General features: G+C 66.7%; 16 protein-coding genes. 9 read left to right on the plus strand and 7 right to left on the minus strand.

Annotated elements, in window-relative coordinates:
- Positions 1 to 135 precede the first annotated feature (135 nt).
- The 5 genes from W823_RS31160 to W823_RS0127320 form a co-directional block, all read right to left on the minus strand.
- Positions 136 to 993, minus strand: a complete 858-nt coding sequence (locus tag W823_RS31160) for a hypothetical protein (protein ID WP_023953694.1) — start codon at positions 991 to 993, stop codon at positions 136 to 138.
- On the minus strand, positions 990 to 1934 hold the full coding sequence (rsmH, locus tag W823_RS31165; protein WP_051406294.1) for a 16S rRNA (cytosine(1402)-N(4))-methyltransferase RsmH: 945 nt from the start codon (positions 1932 to 1934) through the stop codon (positions 990 to 992). Before rsmH ends, W823_RS31160 begins: the two co-directional genes overlap by 4 nt.
- Positions 1935 to 2182: 248 nt before the next feature.
- The gene (gene mraZ / locus W823_RS31170) at positions 2183 to 2614 is read right to left on the minus strand and encodes a division/cell wall cluster transcriptional repressor MraZ (protein WP_023953698.1); all 432 of its coding nucleotides are present in this window, start codon (positions 2612 to 2614) and stop codon (positions 2183 to 2185) included.
- Between the two features lie 381 nt (positions 2615 to 2995).
- The gene (locus W823_RS31175; RefSeq protein WP_031330998.1) at positions 2996 to 3409 is read right to left on the minus strand and encodes a DUF3040 domain-containing protein; all 414 of its coding nucleotides are present in this window, start codon (positions 3407 to 3409) and stop codon (positions 2996 to 2998) included.
- A gap of 172 nt (positions 3410 to 3581) precedes the next feature.
- Positions 3582 to 4136, minus strand: coding sequence for an SAV_6107 family HEPN domain-containing protein (locus W823_RS0127320; RefSeq protein WP_023953702.1), 555 nt, complete (start codon positions 4134 to 4136; stop codon positions 3582 to 3584).
- Positions 4137 to 4269: 133 nt separating this feature from the next.
- Here W823_RS0127320 and W823_RS31180 point away from each other — a divergent pair, with 133 nt between their 5' ends.
- Genes W823_RS31180 through W823_RS31200 form a run of 5 tightly spaced genes read left to right on the plus strand, consistent with a single transcriptional unit; the run spans position 4270 to position 9189 of the window.
- Positions 4270 to 4851 carry an N-acetyltransferase gene (locus W823_RS31180; protein WP_023953704.1) on the plus strand — a complete coding sequence of 194 codons (582 nt, stop codon included), beginning with the start codon at positions 4270 to 4272 and terminating at the stop codon, positions 4849 to 4851.
- Positions 4852 to 4859: 8 nt separating this feature from the next.
- Positions 4860 to 6455 (plus strand): NAD(P)/FAD-dependent oxidoreductase, encoded by a 1596-nt coding sequence (locus tag W823_RS31185; protein WP_023953706.1) that lies wholly within the window; start codon positions 4860 to 4862, stop codon positions 6453 to 6455.
- Positions 6446 to 7291 (plus strand): carotenoid biosynthesis protein, encoded by an 846-nt coding sequence (locus tag W823_RS31190; RefSeq protein ID WP_023953708.1) that lies wholly within the window; start codon positions 6446 to 6448, stop codon positions 7289 to 7291. Before W823_RS31185 ends, W823_RS31190 begins: the two co-directional genes overlap by 10 nt.
- A gap of 54 nt (positions 7292 to 7345) precedes the next feature.
- A complete protein-coding gene (locus tag W823_RS57935; protein ID WP_158599261.1) occupies positions 7346 to 8074 on the plus strand; it encodes a DUF3153 domain-containing protein in 729 nt (242 codons plus the stop codon).
- A gap of 20 nt (positions 8075 to 8094) precedes the next feature.
- The gene (locus W823_RS31200; protein ID WP_023953712.1) at positions 8095 to 9189 is read left to right on the plus strand and encodes a glycosyltransferase family 2 protein; all 1095 of its coding nucleotides are present in this window, start codon (positions 8095 to 8097) and stop codon (positions 9187 to 9189) included.
- A 25-nt stretch (positions 9190 to 9214) separates the two neighbouring features.
- On the opposite strand, the gene W823_RS31205 is transcribed toward W823_RS31200, so the two are convergent.
- Entirely contained in the window at positions 9215 to 10150 is a 936-nt protein-coding gene (locus tag W823_RS31205) for a methylenetetrahydrofolate reductase (protein WP_023953714.1), read from the minus strand.
- Between the two features lie 104 nt (positions 10151 to 10254).
- Here W823_RS31205 and W823_RS31210 point away from each other — a divergent pair, with 104 nt between their 5' ends.
- Genes W823_RS31210 through W823_RS31220 form a run of 3 tightly spaced genes read left to right on the plus strand, consistent with a single transcriptional unit; the run spans position 10255 to position 13799 of the window.
- Positions 10255 to 11331, plus strand: a complete 1077-nt coding sequence (locus W823_RS31210; protein ID WP_023953716.1) for a polyprenyl synthetase family protein — start codon at positions 10255 to 10257, stop codon at positions 11329 to 11331.
- Positions 11332 to 12888 (plus strand): alpha-(1->6)-mannopyranosyltransferase A, encoded by a 1557-nt coding sequence (locus tag W823_RS31215; protein ID WP_023953718.1) that lies wholly within the window; start codon positions 11332 to 11334, stop codon positions 12886 to 12888.
- Complete coding sequence (locus W823_RS31220; protein ID WP_023953720.1) at positions 12885 to 13799, plus strand: phytoene/squalene synthase family protein; 915 nt, start codon at positions 12885 to 12887, stop codon at positions 13797 to 13799. Before W823_RS31215 ends, W823_RS31220 begins: the two co-directional genes overlap by 4 nt.
- Positions 13800 to 13836: 37 nt before the next feature.
- Here W823_RS31220 and W823_RS31225 read toward each other — a convergent pair whose 3' ends face one another.
- Positions 13837 to 14202 (minus strand): Rv2175c family DNA-binding protein, encoded by a 366-nt coding sequence (locus W823_RS31225; protein ID WP_031331005.1) that lies wholly within the window; start codon positions 14200 to 14202, stop codon positions 13837 to 13839.
- Positions 14203 to 14351: 149 nt separating this feature from the next.
- Between W823_RS31225 and pknB the strand changes: the two genes are divergently transcribed.
- Positions 14352 to 16586 carry a Stk1 family PASTA domain-containing Ser/Thr kinase gene (gene pknB, locus W823_RS31230; RefSeq protein WP_031331008.1) on the plus strand — a complete coding sequence of 745 codons (2235 nt, stop codon included), beginning with the start codon at positions 14352 to 14354 and terminating at the stop codon, positions 16584 to 16586.
- Positions 16587 to 16590 lie beyond the last annotated feature (4 nt).

A 16590-nucleotide genomic window follows, 5' to 3' on the forward strand; every position in this document is an offset into this window, starting at 1 on the left:
CGGTGGCCCGCTGGCGGGCGCGCCGATCGTGATCGCGTGTGGGGCGCGTCATCGCGGGCTTCCGGGGCCACGACGCCCGTCGGCGGTGGCGTTCGTCGCTCGGGAGCACGTCATGGTTGTCAATTCTCTGCTCCGCTAACGGGTTTGCCCTGAATTTGAGCCCGGCGCGCCGCCGGTTGGGGGAAGAACATTGGTGAATCCGGGTGTGGTGGCCGGATTTGCCGGAGTCTGCGGCTGGGCCGGCAGCGGTCCGCTGGTCGACTCCTCCGGCGGCGCACCGTTCACGGGGGCACCCTGCTCGACCGGAGCGCCTTGCTGAATCGGGGTTCCTTGTTGAACCGGGGTGCCCTGCTGGCCCGGTGTGGGGGCAGGCGAGGTTCGCGATGGATCCGAGTTCGCCGAAGAGGTCGAACGCGGAGTGTCGTTGAGTGAGGGCGCTTTTGGTCCGTCCGCCGGTGTGATGTCACCGACAACCGTTGATCTGCCGTCGGTGCCGACGACCAGGCGCGGTACGTCCGTGACGGGGATCATCCCGAGACGCCCTGCCTTGTCCGACAATTCGGGCGCAGAATCGCCTGACTCGTAGGTCTTGACGAGTGCGTTGAGACGGTCCGACAGCTGCTCGTTCTGCTCCCGGGCCACACCGAGTTGATACGAATCCTGAGCCGATTTCGTCGACAGCCACAAGGTGAGCGCCAGACCTGCCAACAGCAATCCGACCACCACCACCGCAAAGGGGATCCGCCGTGCGGCCTTGATCGGTGACGTGACGAGGCGAGCGACAAGATTCGAATCTCGTTCGTTCGCAACGGTTTCACTCGTCGCCCGCAGGGCGTCGCGTCGGTCACGCGACCGCACTGGCGCATTCGGCTCGCGCACAAGGCGTTTGCGTCGACGCTCGAGTGCCCTTTGCGCGGCCGCCGATCGCTGCCGGGTACCGGGCTCGGCCGTGCGACGACTCCGGGCACCGGGCTGATCATCGACTACGGTCACGGATTCCTCCTGGCGATTCGTTCGACTGCACGTACCCGCACCGAGGCCGAGCGTGGATTCTGTTCGATCTCGGCGTCCGAGGCACGCTCCGCTCCGCGGGTGATGAGCTCGAATTCGGGTGCGGTACCGGGCAAGTCGACGGGCAGCCCGCGCGGCGACGTGGATGTGGACCTGGCGACGAATTCACGTTTGACGATCTTGTCCTCGAGTGACTGGTAGGCCATGATGGCCAGCCGGCCTCCGACGGCCAAGTTGTCCAAGGCGGCAGGCAGCGCGTTGCGTAGCGACGTCAACTCACTGTTGACCTCGATCCGCAATGCCTGGAATGTGCGTTTGGCGGGATGTCCACCGGTTCGGCGCGTTGCTGCCGGGATGGCGCGGTACAGCAGTTCGACAAGCCGTCCGCTTGTCGTGAACGGCTCGGTCTCCCGCTCGCGCACGATGGCCGAGGCGATCTTGCCTGCGAACCGCTCGTCGCCGAATTCGGAGAGTATGCGCGCGATCTCCCCGTGTGAATACGTGTTGAGCACGTCGGCGGCGGTGAGGTCGTCGGCCGGGTTCATCCGCATGTCCAAGGGCGCGTCAACCGAGTAGGCGAACCCTCGTTCGGGTTGATCGAGCTGCATGGAGGAGACACCGAGATCGAACAATCCCGCGTCGTACGATTCGACACCCGCCTGCCGGAGCGCTTCGGCCACGGCGTCGTAGCGTTCGTGAACGAAAGTGATGCGGTCACCGAACGCCGACAGTCTGTCGCGGGCGAGTTCGAGAGCATTCTCGTCTCGATCGATCCCGATGATCGCGGCACCGGGGAAGGTTTTGGCCACGAGTTCGGTGTGGCCGCCGGCTCCGAGTGTGCCGTCAAGATAGGTCGCGCCTGTGCCGTCGTCGTGATGACGGGTGAGTGCGGGAGTGAGGAGTTCGACCATTCGCGCCGCCATCACCGGGACATGCCCGAATCGGCCCTCGACGTGATCCACGGTACTGCTGCCCTTCGTGCGGTGTGGGTACCGGAAAGACCGGCACCGCGGCGTCGATGGAATGCCGAACTCCGCGTAGAGCCGAAGCTCGAGTGGCGGGTGGATCCTGGTCCCTGCCCGATCGGCGAACCTGGCGCTGGGGAAGTGCGTCAGGGTCGGATCGGGCAGAGGCCTCGATGCACCCACGTGAGTTCTCTTCTGGTCCCGGCCTACAGAACCGTGTCCAGAGCGTCGAACCCAACGCTCGAATAGTTCTCCTCGTGCTCGTCCTGGTAGTCGCGCCAGGTCTGCGCGTCCCAGATCTCCAAGTGGCTCATGTTGCCGATCACCACACATTCTTTGGCCAACCCCGCATATCTGCGGTGGTCGACCGACAGGGTTATCCGGCCCTGCCCGTCGGGGCGTTGCTCATCGGTCGCCGAACTGAGTTGCCGCTGGAAGGCCCGGGCAGCGGGATCGTTCTTCGAGGCGGCCAGAACTCGTTTGGCCAACTCGTAGAAGTCATCTCGCAGGTACACGGCAAGGCTGCGGTCTTGACCTTTTGTGATCATCACGCCTCCTGCCAGTACGTCTCGGAACTTCGCGGGCAACGTGAGCCGCCCCTTGTCATCGAGCTTGGGCGTGTAGGTGCCGAGGAACATAGCGTCAGCCATGTCGACACCTCCAGCCCGAGGTCAGTGGGGAAAGTCCGGTTCTCTCCCACCAACGATCACCACTGTACCCCACAACACTCCACTTTCCACCCCAAAGTCCGCGTTGAACCCGACTGCTCGCCTAAAACTGCAGGTGAAAACCAAATCGACCGTGGGGGGTAAAATCTGCCATGGCGTGTCAGCACCGGTTGACCAGCTCAAAAGCGCGACACAGGTGCCCCTCCAGTCACAACTGCAAGAGAAACCGGCCATGGTGGGAGAAAGTGGGGAACGGGGTGGAGAGTGGGCGCTCAGCCCTTTTGAACAAACAAAAACCGCGTATCGCTGATGCGATACGCGGTTTGAGAGGTCTGTCGAGGGGCTTGCGGCCTACTCCTCTTCGAACCGACGATTGAAACGCTCTTCCATCCGCTCGGAGAACTTCCTCCCCCGTTGCTCGCGGCCGGACGAGCCACCACGTGGCGACTGGGGTCCCGCAGCAGCGTCGCGAGTCGGAGTTGATCCGGCACGCGATCCCCACAGGGCCAGCAGTCCGGCACCGAACATCACGAGGAAGCCGATCAGACTGATGATTGGGAAGCCGCCGAGTCGAACCTCGACGACAACTCCGCCGATCAGCAGGAACAAGCCCACGAGGAACAACACAGAGGCCTGTAGACGACGCCGAGCAGTGGAACCGCCGAAGCGACGCGACCGCACGTTCGAAGCAAACTTCGGGTCTTCGGCGTACAGAGCGTTTTCGATCTGTTCGAGCATGCGCTGCTCGTGCTCTGAGAGTGGCACCCGCCCCTCCTTCAGCACATGGTTTCGGTAGGGCTCACGGGGAGGCAGATTCCGGTTGCCCGAGTCCACTTTGGTGGGCTCACCTGAAATGATACGAGGTGTTGGGATTCTCGACCACCATTCCCTGGCACGAGTTGGTGAAGAAGGCCCTGAACGGCCGAAATTTGAGACATCAAGCCGCTCCCGCCGGAAAATTTGACGACTTTCCTTGCTCGCGACGCACCATTTCCATCTCGACAACGTGAAGGAACTCGTCGACACGGACGCGCAGCTCGTCGATCTGGGCCGAATCGACGGCCCGGATGCCGGCTTCGGCGTCAGCGCGCAGCCGCGACAGACCCGCGAAGTAGGTTGCCCAACCGGTCATCTCCGGGAGGGCATGCGGCAGACGGGACCAGGCGCTGCGCGAGCCGCGACGACGGGTGGGCCGTTCGGCCACGGCAAGCGCGGCGCCGGCACCCCGAAGAGCGGCTTGATAGAGGGCACTGAACTCGTCGGTGGGATCTGTGACGATGTCGGACTCGCGCAGCCGAACCTCGGCGCGTTCCAGGAGATCGCGTGCCGCGATGATCTGCGACGGCTCGAGCCTCGAGGCTTCGGACGTCCGGTTGCGAGCTGCGCCACGTGAACGCTGGGCGGTTGTCGGCGACATCTGCTCTACTCCCTTCTCCCGGAGGTGAACTGTGGAGGGTTCGGTCCGATGGCCCACGCTTCCCTCGTCGACCATCGGACCGTCCTCGCGTCTTGCGGGCAACGATGCGGCGTAGCCTTTGCGGAGGTTGAAGCCTCGAACACCCGTTCGACATATTCAATATACCTACGACGGTGTGAACCCTCAAGCGAAGAAGGCGGAAACTTCAGTGGCCATCCGGCTCGTGGACCTCGCGGCCCAAGATGCTCGGACGTGGCTCCCCGACGCCCTGACGGTGTATGTCAGGGCGATGAACTATCCCCCCGGCACCGAGATGCAGCGTTCTCCGCTGTGGGAAGACCACGTGCACCGGCCCGGGTGGAAAGCGGTCGCTGCCGTCGACTCGCCCGAACGTGCCGGAGCCCGCGACAGGCTGGTCGGGATCGCATACGGCTATCGCGGTGCACGAGACCAATGGTGGAACCAGCAGGTACGTTCGGGGCTGGCCCGGGCCGGTTGCAGTCCAGAACGGATCGAAGCGATCACCGGCGACTATTTCGAACTGACCGAATTGCACGTCCATCCGTCTGCCCAAGGGCGGCAGCTGGGAGAAGCCATGTTGTCCCGACTCCTGTCCGACCGGCCGGAACCCCAGGTCCTGCTGTCCACCCCGGAGGTGACCGAGGAGAACAACCGCGCGTGGCGGCTCTACCGACGCCTCGGGTTCGTGGACGTGCTACGCAGCTTCACCTTTTCGGGGGATCCCAGGCCGTTTGCGGTACTCGGCCGAACCCTCCCCCTCGGCCGATGACCGCCGGCATGATCGACACAGTCGTCATCGGCGCCGGGCACAACGGACTGATCGCGGCGTGCTACCTGGCCGCGGCCGGACAACGGGTTGTGGTGCTCGAACGCGACAGTGTGCCCGGGGGTGCGGTGTCCACGGTGGAGCGATTCCCCGGCTACAAGGTCGACCGCGGGTCGTCGGCACACCTGATGATCCGCCACACGCCGATCATCGACGAGCTGGGTTTGGCCGACCACGGTCTGCGCTACGTCGACTGCGATCCGTGGGCGTTCTCCCCCGGGACCGCGGACGGGCCGCCGATCGTCTTCCACCAGAGTCTCGACCGGACGTGTGCGTCGATCGAGGCGGCGTGCGGAGCGGCTGACGCCGATGCCTACCGGCGCTTCGTGGCCGTGTGGGGGCCCAGGTCGGACGCGATGATGTCGGCGTTCACCTCCTCGCCTTCTCCCATGGCCCTGGGCCGGGCCTTCTGGGGACTGACCGGCCGGATACCGGGCGGGGGTGGAACAGCCGGCATCGGCCTGTCCCAGGAATTCCTGATGTCCGGGAATGCCTTGCTGGACAACTGGTTCGAATCCGAGCACCTCAAGGCCGCGCTGGCTTGGTTCGGGGCACAATCCGGGCCTCCGATGAACGAGCCCGGCAGTGCACCGATGGTCGGCTTCTGCGCTGCGATGCACACCATTCCGCCCGGCCGGGCCATCGGTGGCAGCGGGGCACTGAGCGAGTCGCTACTGCGCAAACTCGACTCCGATGGCGGCCAGGTGTTCCTGTCCGCTGCCGCAACGGCTCTGGAGCCCCGCGGCGACGGCTGGCTGGTCCGCAGCGCCGACGGCGGCGAGCACCGCACCAGATCCGTGGTGAGCGCCTGCCACGTACTGACCACGCTGGAGTTGTTGCGGGCCGGCGGTTTCGATCGCACCGCTTTGGATCGCTGGCGATCGCAGATCCGTATCGGCAACGGCATCGGGATGGCCGTGCGGCTCGGCGGTACGGACGTACCGACCTACCCGGGCCTGCCTGCGGACACCGACGTACATGCCGCACTCGGCCTGCTGGTCACCGACCGGGGGCATCTCGCGCGGGCGTACGCAGACGCCTCCGCCGGCGATCTCCCCACGCGCCCGGCCCTCATCGCGATGAGTTACTCCGCGATCGACCCCACGCTGGCACCACCGGGACACCACATGACCAGCCTCTGGGCACAGTGGCATCCCTACCGGTTGTCGGGCGGGCGTAGCTGGACCGACCACGCCGACGAGGCCTCCGACGCGATCATCGCCGAATTGGAGCGCCACGCACCGGGTTTCACCGACTCCATCGAGCACGTCCATGTCCAGACACCCGCGGATCTCGAGTCCGAGCTCGGCCTCACCGGCGGCAACATCATGCACGTCGAGATGTCGCTCGACCAGATGATGATCTGGCGCCCCCATCCCGAATTGGCCCGTCACCGGGTACCCGGTGCGGCCGGGCTATTCCTTGCAGGCGCCTCGACCCACCCGGGCGGCGGCGTCTGCGGCGCAAGCGGCCGGATCGCGGCATCTGCCGTACTCGTCGATCGACGGTCGCCGCTCGCGAGGATCACTCGCGGCCGATGGGGATGACCTCCGGCGACGACACCCCGACGCGGGCGTCGACTCCGGGCGCCGCACTGCTGTGGCTGTCCACCGCATTGTTGGCCACATCCATAGCCGCCCAGATCATCTACCCGCTGGTGGAGGGCGCCGGCCGCGACCGCGCGACCGTTGTGGTGGTGCTGGCTTCCGCGGCAGCCATGATCGCCCATTCGGCCGCCCGGCTGGGGGCACTGCGCACCGTGGGTGTGTTCGCGGCCACCGCCGGCGTCGGCTGGACGGCCGAGATCCTCGGCACCGCAACATCTTTCCCGTTCGGAGCGTACGAGTACGCAACCGGGCGCATCGGCCCGTCCGTTCTCGACGTACCGATTGTCATCGGCCTGGCCTGGACGGCCGGCGGCTACTGCATGTGGTGGATCAGCTCGCTGGTGACCTCGAACCCGGCGTGGCGGATTCCACTCGCGACCGTCGGGATGGTGGGCTGGGACCTCTATCTGGATCCTCAGATGGTCAGTGCCGGCCTGTGGACGTGGGATGACCGCGACAGCGGGCTACCCGGAGTCGACCAGATCCCACTGACCAACTATGCGGGTTGGGCGGGCGTGGCGGCGCTGATGTTCGTACTGCTCGCCGCACTCGATCGCGAACCCGTCGACACCACGCCGCCGGCCCCCATCACCCCTGTCGGTTGGTTCTGCTGGACCTGGCTCGGTTCGGCCCTGGCCTTTCTGGTGTTCCTCGATGATCCGGACCTGCCACCTGCGGTGCCCTACGGATTGATCGTGATGGGAGTGCTCGGTGTGCCTGCCGGATCGGCACTGTGGCGGCGGCGGACGCGAAACCGTTCGCGGGACACGCTGTGAGTGCAAATGGCGCACCGGTGCCCGGATGCACCGGCCTGATGGAAAGATGATCGCGTGCCTGTGATCCAAACCCGCCCCCGTGGTCGCCGTACCGGCGGCCTCACGCTGGTCATGCTGCTGATGGCCCTCGTCGGGGCCCCACTCCTGGCGGCGTGTTCGGACTCCCCCGCCCAGTTCGGTGACCGCATGTGGGGCGCTCTTGTCCTCGCGGAGAAGGATGTCGGCCAGGAGAAGGGTCCCCAGATCGACGTGCCCCAGTCGCTGGAGACCGTGGTCAGCGCGACCGAATTCAAACGCGACGGACTGATCGGCACCCGTGCCACTTTCACCGAGGCGACTCTGGGCCAGTTCACCCAGCTGGGTGAACTCGTCGAAGATGCATATCCCGACGCGGCCGTGGCCATGGACCTGCAGGCTCAGCGTCGCGGCGACGCGGTCACGTTCCGCGGTACCGCCGACCTGCTGGGTCTGGCGCCCGGCCGCGACTATGTCGAGTTCTCGGTTCAGTTCGCCGGTCCGGTCAGCGCCACCAACGGACAACAGGATGGCGACGACGCGGTGTCGTGGAAGCCGGAGATCGGCAAGGCCTCCCCGATGACCGCGGAAGCGCGCTACGACGAACCCGGAACGGCGGCCTTCACCGGCTGGACTGGCCTGATGGCCGGCATCGCTCTGGCGGTGACCGTTCTCGTCGTCGCCCTGGCCTGGGTCAACCGGGACCAGTCCCCCCGTCCAGGTGCCCCGGCCAGGAGACCACGCGACAAACAGGGATCATCCCGCTGATCGGCAACCTCGCGGCTGCGGTGTCCATCGTCAATCTTGTTCTGACAGTGGTGAACACCCGGCGGTTCACCGATCTCGCAGCCGACGCCGACCCGGTGGTCGGGGCGGTGTGGGTGTGCGTCCCGGCACGCGACGAGGCCGAGCGGATCGCCGACCTGGTGGACGACCTGAAAGTCCAGCACGCGATGGCGGACCTGCGCGTGCTGATCTGTGATGACGATTCCACCGACGGCACCGCGGAGGTGGCCGTCGCGGCAGCGGCCGGGGATCCCCGTTTCACGGTGGTCCGCAACCAGCAGCCGCCACCGGCCGGATGGACCGGCAAGAACCATGCCCTGGATCTCCTGACGGCCCAGATCGGCGACGGAACCCTGGTGTTCGTGGATGCCGACGTGCGTCTGGGCCCTGCCGCATTGCACCGCGCGATCGGCACACTGGCCAGATCGGGCGGCGGGCTGCTCACCGTGTGGCCGTCGCAGCAGGCCGGATCGCTGCTCGAATACCTGGTTCAGCCCCTGCTCAGTTGGTCCTGGCTCAGCTCGGTGCCGTTGGCCATCTCCGAGCGTCTGCTACCCCGGTCGATGGCCGTGGCAAACGGGCAGTTCCTGGTGACGTCGCTGGATGACTACCGCCGCGCCGGCGGCCACAGCGCGGTTCGCGCCAACATCACCGAGGATCTCGCGTTGGCCCGCCGTTATCGCTCCGCCGGGATGTCGTCGGCGATCCGCAGCGGTCGTGGGGTCGTCTGGTGCCGGATGTACGACGGTGCGGCAGACACCTGGGGCGGATACCGGCGGTGGCTGAGCACCGAGTTCGGAAGCCCTGCGGGCGCGAGCGTCGTCGCCTTGGTCGCCGGTGCCGTCTATGTACTGCCGGTGGTGGACCTGGTCCGCGGTCGACGACGGTCCCGTGCGTTGCTGTCGCTGACTGCGGCGTCCGCGTCCCGAATGGTCGCCCGACATGCCGAAACCGGAGCGCTCAGCCCGGTCGACATCATCTCGGCCATCGCACATCCGGTGTCCACCGCACTGGCCGTTGCAGCGGTGGGCGACTCACTGCGAGCCCGCCGGCGCGGCACACTCGACTGGAAAGGTCGCGGTCTCACGCCACGCTGATCGACGGGCGGAGCCTGTCGGACTGTCAGGCAGCCATCACGTTCATACCGAGGCGCTCGAGGACCTCGCTGGTGGCCTTGGCGAAGTTGAGACTGCAGAAGTGCAGACACGGCACGCCCTCATCGATCAACCGCTGGGCCATCTCCGTGGCCAGGTCGATCCCGACGGCCCGCACAGCTTCCCGGTTCTCCTCCGAACCGTCGCCCGCCGCCGCGGCGAGCCGCCGGTCGACGGCCTCGGGCAGCACCGATCCCGACAACTCGACCATCCGCCGTACCGACGCCAGTGACGTGATCGGCATGATCCCGGGGATCAGCGGCTTGGCACCCTGTTCGGGGTCCATGGCGGTGACCCGGTCGCGCAAGCGCAGGAAGTCGTCGACATCGAAGAACATCTGCGTGATCGAATACTGGGCTCCGGCGCGAAGTTTCGACACCAGATACTTGGTGTCGTGGTCGAGGTCCGGCGCCCGGTGATGGCCTTCCGGGAACGACGCGACACCGACGTTGAAGTCTCCGAGTTCCTGCACGAGCCGCACCAGTTGCTCGGCGTACTCGACGCCCTCGGGGTGCTTGACCCACTCGCCGAGCGGATCGCCCGGGGGGTCACCGCGCAACGCGAGGATGTTGGTGATGCCCTTGTCCGCGTACCCACCGATCATCGCGCGCAGTTCGGCGACGCTGTGCCCGACCGCGGTCAGGTGCGCCACCGGCAGCAATGTGGTCTCCCGGGCGAGTTGACCGGTGATACGCAACGTGCGGTCGCGGGTGGACCCGCCCGCCCCGTAGGTCATGGACACAAAAGCGGGGCCCATTCGTTCGAAGATCCGCACCGTACGCCACAGACGCGCCTCGGCCTGCTCATCGCGGGGCGGGTAGAACTCGACCGAAAACGGCACCGGCCCCGGATGTGGCTCGGCCAGCCGCTGCACGATCGACGGGTGGGATTGCTGCGAACTCACCTGACAAGCATACGGTCGGCGCCGTGGTCGAGACCATGTGGTGCCACAGACGTGGTCATACCGCGACAACACGACGTGGATCGCGCCACCGCTAAGGTGAAGCCGTGGCAATCGAGTTCCTGCGCGACGTCCCGATGGCGACCACCGAGTTGTTACGGCAGGTCTTCGAAGATCGCAGGCCCACGGTCACTGCCATCTCCCCGGGTTTCGCCGAAGCAGTGGATGCGATGGAGGCTTTTGTACTGCGCGGCGGCAAACGGGTCCGGCCCACCTTTGCCTGGGCCGGTTACCGCGCTGCCGGCCCGGCCCGGACACTTCCCGTCGAGATGCTGACCGTGTGCGCGGCCCTCGAGCTCGTACAGGCCTGCGCCCTGATCCACGACGACATCATCGATCGTTCCGACACCCGCCGGGGTCACCCCACCATCCACCGCCAGTTCGAGGAAGGACATCGGGCTGCCGGCTGGCTAGGCGCGGCGGACCACTACGGCGAAGGCGCGGCCATCCTGCTCGGCGATCTCGCACTCGCGTGGGCGGACGATCTGCTCGCAGGCGCCGGATTCGCCCCCGACGTGTTCGGCCAGGTCACACCGGTGTGGTCCGGGATGCGGACAGAGGTACTGGCCGGGCAGCTGCTGGACATCCGGACCGAGGCGTCGGGGGACGAATCCCCTGCCGCTGCTCATCGGGTGATGCGGTTCAAGACGGCGGCGTACACCGTGGAACGGCCGTTGCAGCTCGGTGCCGTGATCGGTGGCGGCGATGACGCCCTGGTGGATGCTCTGCGCTCGTTCGGCACCGACATCGGAGTAGCGTTCCAGCTTCGCGACGACCTGCTCGGAGTGTTCGGCGATCCGTCGGTGACCGGTAAGCCGGCAGGCGACGACCTCCTGGCCGGCAAGCGCACCGCATTGCTGGCCGCCGCACTCGATTTCGCCGACACCAACGATCCGGTTGCAGCACAGAAGCTTCGGGACGGGATCGGGCACGACCTCGGTCCAGCGGACTTGGCGGAGATCACCGGGATCATCGAGAACAGTGGTGCAGTGCAGGCTGTGGAGCAGCAGATCGACGGTCTCGTCGACTCGGCGCTGACGACCTTGGCCGCCAGCAACGCGACCCCGGCCGCCAAATCCGAATTGACGGACCTGGCAACGGCCATGACCCGGCGGCAGACCTGAATGGCTCGCTCTGACACCGCGCGTCCGCGCACGCCGGTGGGCGACAACATTCGTCGGCTGCGTGAGTTCGGTGCGACGGCGATCGGCGGATCCGTCCTGCTCGGTTTCGCCGGATCATTGCTCGTCACCATCGGGAGCTTCGGAGTCGGCGACATCCCGCGGAATCAGACCTCACTGCAGGATCTGGGATTGTCATGGCTGTCGTTCGGACACGGGAAAACCCTGGCGGGGATGTCGTTCTGGCTTGGTGTCGCGGTGATGGTGGTCGCCTGGGTGCGCGTGGGTCGCACCCTCCGCGCCGCCACCCCGACCGACGGCGCCGCCCGCACTGTCGGCTGGGCAGCCATCGCGTGGTCGGCGCCCCTGATGGTCGCCGTGCCGCTCTACAGCCGAGATGTGTACGCGTATCTCGCCCAGGGGGCGTTGTTACGCGACGGATTCAACCCATATGCCGATGGGCCTGCCGTACAGCCCGGGGCCCTGCTCGACTCGATGGCCCAGGTATGGGCGACCACCACAGCTCCCTATGGTCCCGCGTTCATGTCGCTCACGGGCGCGGTCACCCGGGTGACCGGCGACGAACCCGTCGTGGGTGTGCTGGTCATGCGGCTGGTCCTGGTGCCCGGGCTGTTCTTGACGTTGTGGGCGCTTCCGAAGCTGGCGAGGCATTTCGGCACCGACCCCGCTCTGGCGCTCTGGCTCGCCGTCCTCAATCCTCTTGTGCTGGTGCACCTGGTGGGAGGACCGCACGTCGAGCTGCTGATGATGGGCGTCCTGATCGCCGGGGTCACGCTCGTGGTGACACGCAGACACGTTGTCGGCGTCGGCGTTCTCGCACTCGCCATGTCGATCAAGATCACCGCCGGTGTCGCCATCCCCTTCGTGTTGTGGATCTGGTTGTCCCACATCCGTGATGAGCGTGATGTCCGCCCCAAGGACGTGGCTCGCGTTCTCGCCTGGATCATCGGGGTGTCCGGGGCCGTCTTCGGACTGCTGACGTTGCTCGTCGGCCACGGGTTCGGCTGGCTGCTGGGGCTGACGTGGGCGGCAAAGATCATCAATTGGCTGACCATTCCCACCGCGGTGGCGCACCTCATCGCTTTTGGCGCATCACCTTTCACCGCCTTGCCCCTGTTGCCGGTGCTCGAGGTGACGCGCGCGGTGGGGTCGGTTGTCCTGGCGCTCACCCTGGTGGGTCTCTGGTTGTGGTTCCGACGAGGCGAGCGCGCCGCGGTCACCGGGATGGCGTGGGCCATGCTCGCCGTCCTGTTACTCGAACCGTCCACGCTGCCCTGGTATTACACCTGGGCGCTTGTGCTGGCTGCCGCCTTCACCATCGAGCGATGGGCGGTCGTGGCCATCGTGTTCTATTCGGTGTTCCTCCTCCAGGTGTTCGGGCCGGACGACGAGATCTTCATGTACAAGCTGACCGATGTGGTTGTCGCCGTTGCCCTCTCGGCACTTGCGGGTTGGTCGTTGATCCGCGAGGACCCCCTGCGTCTGCGCCGGGTGACCCGTGGACCCTCCCCCGCCCCCGTCACCGGAGCACCCGCATGATCGGTGATGGGCGACTCGAACCCGCCTACGAGCACTGCCGCAAGCTCACCGCCACCCATGGCCGCACTTACTACCTTGGTACGCAACTGCTCTCGCGGCGACAACGTGCCGGGGTCTATGCGCTCTACGGTTTCGCGCGCATGGTCGACGACATCGTCGACACGGGATCCGGGCAACACCGACTGTCCGCACTCGACGCGATCGAGGCCGACCTGCACGCGGCCCTGTCCGATCCGGGGCATCTCCCCCGCCGGCCCGAAGTGCTGGCGGTCGCGGACACCATCACCACTTTCGACATCGACCGCCGGTACTTCGACGCGTTCATGCGATCGATGAGGATGGACATTCCCGAGAGCGACGTCCACGTCGCGCGGTATCGGACGATGGCCGAACTGCGCGACTACATGTACGGGTCGGCAAGCGTGATCGGATTGCAGATGTTGCCGATCCTGGGCACGGTGGTCGACGGGGATGTCGCCATCGCTCCCGCCCGAGCGCTCGGCGACGCATTCCAGCTGACCAACTTCATCCGGGACGCCGGCGAAGACCTCGATCGCGACCGCATCTACCTACCTACCGACGAACTCGCGATCTTCGGGGTGGACGAATCCATGCTGCGACGGTGCCGACGCACAGGTCAGGTACCGGGTGAATTACGCCGTGCCCTGGCGCATCTGATCGCGGTGACCCGTGCCGAATATCGCCGCGCCGAACCGGGAATCGAGATGCTGTCGCCGTCGAGCCGGCCGGGCATCCGAGCAGCATTCACCATGTACCGCGCGATCCTCGATGAGGTGGAACGTAGCGGCTACCGGGTACTCACCGAACGCGTGCGGGTGTCAAAACCGGCCCGCCTCGGTCACGTCGCCCGTGCCGTGAGCACCCGGGGCCGCACGCTTGCCCGGTCCTGAGCACCGGTACCCGGCCGGACCGATCAGGAGGGACTGGTCAGAACGCTTCTGCCTGGGCCCGGCGCACCATCTCACGGGCCTGATGCCCGTGCAGTGCCTGAGCCGGGGTGATGGCGAGGTCATCGTGAGGCGTGAACAGCCACCGCAAGGCCTCGTCGCGGCTGAAGCCGCCGTCGAGGAGGACATCGATGAGCCCGGGAAGGTGTTTGGTGATCTCCGGGCCGTCCAAGAACAGGGCCGGGATGGCCACCTGCCCGTCACGGCGAACCGCGAGCAACTGGTGGTCGGTGATCAGGTTGAGGATCTTGCTGTTCGAGAATCCCATTCGGGAGGAGACCTGCGACACCGACAACACCTCGACGTCAGCAGGCAGCGTGTCTTCGGAAAGCGGTACGGAACCCACGGGGACGAGCGTACCCAGGCGATGGTCGAAGCGTCGAATCACCGGTCCGGGCGCGGGCGCCACACGTGTTCCGTGATCTTTTCTCGACACTCCCTCGCTAGGGTGGACTCGTTGCTCGTGTCCCGCCCTGCCGAGAAAGGCCCAAGTTGGTGAACGCCCCGTCCGACGTGTTGCTCGGCGTCCTGATCGAGCGTCGCTATCGGATCGATGCGCTGATCGCCCGCGGCGGGATGTCGAGTGTGTACCTGGGCATGGATCTGCGCCTCGATCGTCCGGTGGCGGTCAAGGTCATGGATCCGCGTTTCTCGGCCGACCCGCAGTTCCTTGCCCGCCTGGAGTTCGAGGCCCGGTCGGTTGCCCGGCTGAAGGACCCCGGCCTGGTCGCGGTGTACGACCAGGGCGCGGACGGCGACTACGCATTCCTGGTGATGGAACTCGTCCAGGGCGGCACCCTGCGCGAGTTGCTGCGTGAGCGCGGACCGATGCCACCCCACGCGGTCACCGCGGTCGCGGCGCCGGTCCTGGGAGCACTCGGTGCCGCGCATCGTGCCGGGCTGGTGCACCGCGACGTCAAACCCGAGAACGTCCTCATCTCCGACGACGGGGAGGTCAAGGTCGTCGACTTCGGGTTGGTCCGGGCGATCGCTGCCGCCGGGATCACCTCCAACAGCGTGATCCTCGGAACAGCTGCCTACCTCTCCCCCGAACAGGTGGAAACCGCGTCGGCCGATGCTCGTTCCGACGTGTACTCAACCGGCATCCTGGTGTTCGAGATGCTCACCGGCCGAACACCTTTCACCGGCGACACCGCCCTGGGTCTGGCCTACCAGCGGTTGCACAACGACGTCCCGCCGCCGGGTTCGGTGATCCCGGGTGTGCCCCGCGAGTTCGATGAGTTCGTCCTCACCGCGACCGCCCGCAACCCCGCGGATCGCTATCGCGACGGACATCACATGCGCGAGGTACTCGACGAGATCGCGGACGATCTGCAGCTGCCCGCGTTCACCGTCCCGGCGCCGACCCGCTCCGCCGAACGCGAGACCATGGTCGCGTTCCGCGACCGTCAGCAACACCGTCCCGGGGCCGCCGTCGACCCGGACCTCACCGACCCGTTGCCGGCCAAGTCCGCCGCGCAACCCGACGTCCGTAACCCGACTCGTGTGCAGACACTTCCACCGGACACCCGGCAACCCGAAGGTCACGGACCGCCTCAACCGCCCACGCCCCCACCCGCCTACGCCCAGGGCCCGCCGCCCGGCTCGCCCATGTTGCTGTCGCATGCCGCCGAGTTCGAGGAACGCCGGCGCAAGTCGCGCCGCAATGCGCTGATCTGGGTGCTCGTGGTGGTGCTGCTCGCCGCGACGCTCGGCGTCGCCGGATGGTGGCTCGGGTCGGGTCGCTTCACCACCGTTCCGGAACTGAACGGGATGGACCGCGTGGCAGCCACCGAGGCGATCGAAGACGCCGGACTCGACGTGGTGGACAAGCCGACTTACGACAACGAGCTGCCGGTCGACCAGGTGATGGCCGTCGAGCCCGCGCCCGGCACGCGCGTCAGCAGATTCTCGGACGTCGATCTGTCGTATTCGGTGGGACAGCCCAAAGTCCCGGACCTCTCCTCTGGTGATCCGCTCGCCGTGGTCGAGAAACGTCTACGCGACCGCACTCTCACACCCGTGGTTGCACGCCAGCAGTACAGCGCCACCGCGCCGAAGGGCTCGGTGGTCTCACTCAGTCCCAGTTCCGGCACCACGGTTGCGGTCGGCAGTGAAGTGCAGATCATCACCAGCAGAGGCCCCGAGCCGATCTCGGTGCCCGATGTGGCGGGACGCGATCAGGACGACGCCACCGCACTGCTCAAGACGGCGAAACTCAAGGCCGGCACCGTCCGCAAGGAGTTCAGCCCGGATGTCGACGGCGGCAAGGTGATCGGCACCGACCCCGGCGCGGGCACCCTCGCGGAGCCGGGCAGCACCGTCACACTCGTGGTGTCCGACGCGATCAAGGTGCCGGACCTGTCCGGCAAGACCCCCGACGAGGCGAGGCGGGTCCTGCAAGACGCGGGGCTGATCGCGCAAGACGGCGGCACGTCCACCGACGGTGACGCGAAGGCGGGCACCATCACCACGGCCAGCCCCGCCTTCGGGGCGCGGGTGGACCCTCGCGACCCGGTCGTGCGCATCTTCGTATCCGACGGCGTCGATGTCCCGAACGTCACCGGCGACACGGTCGGGACCGCGAAGAGCAAACTCGAGGCGGCCGGCCTCTCCGTGGACAGCCGGGGCCTGACGCGCTCGAGTGTGTCGCTCGTGGTCGGGCAGAATCCGGGTGGCGGTACCCGGGTGAAGCAGGGCAGTACGGTGCAGATCACCTCGTTCCCCTGAGGTT

The sequence above is a fragment of the Williamsia sp. D3 genome, from assembly GCF_000506245.1.
GTDB classification, from domain to species: domain Bacteria; phylum Actinomycetota; class Actinomycetes; order Mycobacteriales; family Mycobacteriaceae; genus Williamsia; species Williamsia muralis.